This is a genomic window from Streptomyces sp. NRRL WC-3549, assembly GCF_000721935.1.
Lineage (GTDB): Bacteria > Actinomycetota > Actinomycetes > Streptomycetales > Streptomycetaceae > Streptomyces.
Map to the genome: position 1 here is coordinate 5,766 of NZ_KL585399.1, position 3,773 is coordinate 9,538.

The 3,773-nt window shown below is 74.4% G+C and carries 4 protein-coding genes and 1 pseudogene; 3 read left to right on the forward strand and 2 right to left on the reverse strand.

Annotated features, from left to right (window positions below):
• Window positions 1-629: AMP-binding protein (locus tag IH13_RS0114890; RefSeq protein ID WP_037841403.1), on the reverse strand; the 629-nt coding region annotated here is incomplete at its 3' end.
• Window positions 630-857: 228 nt separating this feature from the next.
• Between IH13_RS0114890 and IH13_RS37505 the strand changes: the two are divergent.
• A pseudogene (locus IH13_RS37505) lies at window positions 858-1,751 on the forward strand (glycosyl hydrolase); the annotation flags it as partial.
• 59 nt (window positions 1,752-1,810) lie between these two features.
• On the opposite strand, the gene IH13_RS0114900 reads toward IH13_RS37505, so the two are convergent.
• A complete protein-coding gene (locus tag IH13_RS0114900; protein ID WP_051835849.1) occupies window positions 1,811-2,326 on the reverse strand; it encodes an NUDIX domain-containing protein in 516 nt (171 codons plus the stop codon).
• Window positions 2,327-2,395: 69 nt separating this feature from the next.
• Between IH13_RS0114900 and IH13_RS0114905 the strand changes: the two genes are divergently transcribed.
• Window positions 2,396-3,202 (forward strand): M15 family metallopeptidase, encoded by an 807-nt coding sequence (locus tag IH13_RS0114905; protein WP_031084631.1) that lies wholly within the window; start codon window positions 2,396-2,398, stop codon window positions 3,200-3,202.
• Between the two features lie 110 nt (window positions 3,203-3,312).
• Window positions 3,313-3,684 (forward strand): Mpo1-like protein, encoded by a 372-nt coding sequence (locus tag IH13_RS0114910; protein WP_031084632.1) that lies wholly within the window; start codon window positions 3,313-3,315, stop codon window positions 3,682-3,684.
• The last annotated feature ends 89 nt before the right edge of the window (window positions 3,685-3,773 follow it).

The following is a 3,773-nucleotide window of genomic DNA, read 5'->3' on the forward strand; positions in this document are numbered from 1 at the left end:
CCGCCGTAGCGGTAGCCGTCGACCGTGAAGAGCACGACCGGTTCCACCTGCTGGAAGCGGTCGAGGACGCCGCGGGCCCCGAAGTCGGGGGCGCAGGAGGTCCACACCCCGCCGACGGCGGCGGTCGCGAGGAAGGCGACGACCGCCTGCGGGATGTTCGGGAGGTAGCCGCTGACCCGGTCGCCCGGGGTGACGCCGAGCGCGCGGAGTTCGGCGGCCAGCGCGCCCACCTGGCGCCGGAGTTCGCTCCAGCCGATGGTGGTCTGGGTGTGGTTCTCGTCGACGTGCACGAGGGCCGGGGCGCCTGCGCGCAGGGGGTCCTCGGCGGTGCGCAGGGCGTGTTCGGCGTAGTTGAGGGTGGCTCCGGGGAACCACTGGGCGCCGGGCATGGCGCGGTCGCCGACCACGGTCTCGTACGGCGTGGAGAAGCGGACGCCGAACCAGTCGGCGACGGCCTGCCAGAAGGTGTCGAGGGCCTCGACGGACCAGCGGTGCAGTGCCGCGTATCCGCCGTCGGCGGGTGCTCCGTACCGCGCGGCCGCCCAGCGCTGGAAGCGGGTGACGGCCGCGGCCTCGATGCGTTCGGGGGCGGGCTGCCAGAGCGGGGCTTCGCTGGCTGCTGAGGTCATGGGGCGGCTCCCTGGCCTTTCTCGGGCGTACGCGGGGTGTGCGTGTCGCGCGCACGGGCGGGGTGTGCGCGTGAGCGGCAGTTACGGACGATGCCATGTGATCGTCTTTCGCACCAGGGTCCGCCGCCCTTGGCCGTGCGCGCGGCCGGGTGGCCCCCGCGGGGGACGCAGGTGAACAGATGCTGAACTCGGCTGGTTGCCGGGCGCGCGGCGGGCAGGGTGGCCCGCATGGATCGTCGTGACCTGGTGCGCTCGGTGAAGTCGGTCGGATCGGTGCGGGGGATGCGCGCGGTGCGCGCGGCCTGGCGGCACCGGCGTACGGGCGGGCGGGCACCGGCGCCCGGTGGGGCGGGGCGGGCACGGGTGCCCGGTCTCCTGGCGGGTGCCGAGCCGGGGCCGGGCGGGGGTGTCGCGCGGTTCGCCCGTTCGACGCTGCGGATCGAGGTCGCGGTCGGCGGGGCGGTGTTCTGGTCGTGGGACGGTGCCGGGCCGCTCCCCTCGTACGCCCTGCCGGGAGCCGCCCCGGAGCCGGATCCGCGGGCCCGGCGGGAGCCGGGCTCCGACGGTGGCCTGCAGGTGGTGTCGGAGCGCCTGACGGTGGCGGTGTCGCGGCAGGGGGCGGTGGAGCTGCGGACGCCGGGCGGGGTGCTGCTGCGCCGGGAGCTGCCGCCGCGCTGGTGGGAGCCGGTGGACGGGGGCGCGGCACGGTGGGCGCAGCGGTCCGAGGTGCCGGCGGACGCGCGGTTCTTCGGGCCGGGCGGACGGGCGGACGGGCCGCGGTTGCGCGGGGGCACGTACCGGCTGTGGGACGCGGACGCGGGGGGCCGGCCCGGGCCGGAGGGTGATCCGCCGTGTCTGGCCATGCCGGTGCAGATGGTCGTGTCGGACGGGGGGACGCACCTCCTGTTCCACGACAACGGCCGGGCGGGCCGGGTGACGCTGCGCGAGGGCGAGGAGGGGGCGGGGTCCGGGCACGACCGGCCCGGCGGCTGCGAGGTGCGGATGGAGGGGGGCCCGCTGCGTTGCTGGGCGGTGGTGGGTACGCCGGCCAGGGTGCTGAGGGGCTGGGCGGCGCTGACCGGGGCGCCCGCGGTGCCGCCGTCGTGGGTGCTGGACGGGCAGGACGGTGGCGGGGTGCCGGTGCCGTATCCGGTGCGGGTGCGGGGGCTGCCCGCACGAGGTCAGCGGTAGCGGCCGGCGAACCAGTTGCGTACGGCTTCGGTGTGCAGCGGGAAGGCGAGTTCCTCCGGGGTGCGCAGGACGCCGTGGCCCCGGGTCTCGTCGGTGGGGGCCGACGGCGGGAGGTCCGTGACGGGGCGGGCCGGGAGCAGCCCGAAGAGGAGCAGGTGGCCGTCCGGGGAGCTGAGGGCGTCGGCGAGTCGTACGTCGCTCCCGTCGGCGCGGATTCCGGTCTCCTCGTGGAGTTCGCGTACGACGGCGTGGCGCCAGTCCTCGGTGTGGTCGATGTACCCGCCGGGCAGGGCGACCCCGCCGCGGTGCGGCGGGATGTCGCGGGTGATGACGACGAGTCCGGTGCCGTCCGGGCCGGTGACGGGCAGCAGGGCGACGGCTACCGGGAGCGGGTTGCGGTAGGCGGTGGGGCCGCAGGCGGCGCAGGTGCGGGGCCAGGTGTCGGCGGAGTAGCGGGCTCCGCAGGCGGCGCAGTGGGAGTCCTTCACGGGCGGACTGTATCCGATCGTCCTCTCCCGGGCCTCTGGAGGCGTCGCTCTTCTCCTGGGCCTCCGGAACTGGTAGACGGTGTGCCCATGACAGGAATCGCCCGTATGTCACGTGCCCTGGCCGCCGTCGCCGCCGGCCTCCTCGCCGCGTCCGCCCTCGCCCCCACCGCCCAGGCGGCTCCCGAGCCGAAGGCCCCGGGGGAGTTCGTCGACCTGAGGGCCGTCGACCCGACCATCATCACGGAGATGCGGTACGCCACCGCGCACACCTTCATGGGGGTGCGGGTGGACGGCTACCGGCAGCCCGTCTGCCTGCTGACCCGCCCCGCCGCCCGGGCGCTGCACACGGCGCAGCGGCGGCTGCTGCGCCAGGGCTACTCGCTGAAGGTGTACGACTGCTACCGGCCGCAGCGGGCGGTGGACCACTTCGTGCGCTGGGCGAAGGACCTCGACGACCAGGCCATGAAGGGCGAGTTCTATCCGCTGGTCGACAAGTCCCGGTTGTTCGAGGACGGTTACATCGCGGAGAAATCCGGGCACAGCCGGGGCTCCACGGTCGACCTCACCCTGGTGCGGCTGCCCGCGGCACCGACCCGGCCGTACGTACCGGGCGAGAACCTCGCCCCGTGCTTCGCGCCGGAGGGTGAGCGCTTCCCTGACAACTCGCTGGACATGGGCACCGGTTACGACTGCTTCGACACCCTGTCGCACACCGACGACCCGCGGGTGCGAGGGGTGCAGCGCGCCAACCGGCAGTTCCTGAAGAAGACGCTGACGGACCTCGGTTTCGTGAACCTGGCCGAGGAGTGGTGGCACTTCACGTACCGGCCGGAGACCTTCCCTGACACCTACTTCGACTTCCCGGTGGCCCGGCGGTCCGTCGGGGGCCGCTGAGTCCGTCGGAGCGGGCGGCGGGGTGGCCCCGTGGGCGTCCGCCGTCCGCTTTCCTGCCGGACGCGGCAGTACCGTGCCCGGTCGCCGGGGGCAGCCGCTACGGTGTCGCCATGTCACAGCAGACGTTCGGATCGTATGAGGAATTCTGGCCCTACTACGTCGCCATGCACTCGAAGGCGGCCACCCGGTGGGTCCATCTGACCGGCACCCTGACCGGCCTGGCCGTGACCGCGTACGGACTCGCCCGGGGCAGGAAGCGGTACGCGGCGGCGCTGCCGCTGATCGGCTACGGGACCGCGTGGCCCGCCCACTTCCTGATCGAGGGGAACAACCCGGCGACCTTCGGGCATCCCGCCTGGTCGCTGCATGGCGATGTGCGGATGATCCGGATGATGCTCGCCGGACGCGACCGGGAGCTGGCCGAGACGGCCCGGAAGTGGCTGGCCGAGAACCCCTGCGAACCCTGCGGCGCCCAGGGTTGACGGGCCGTCGACGCGGGTGGAGACTCCGGTCCACGGCCTTCGCCGGCCCGCCCGTACGCGTGGCCCGTACCCCTGTCTCTTATACACAT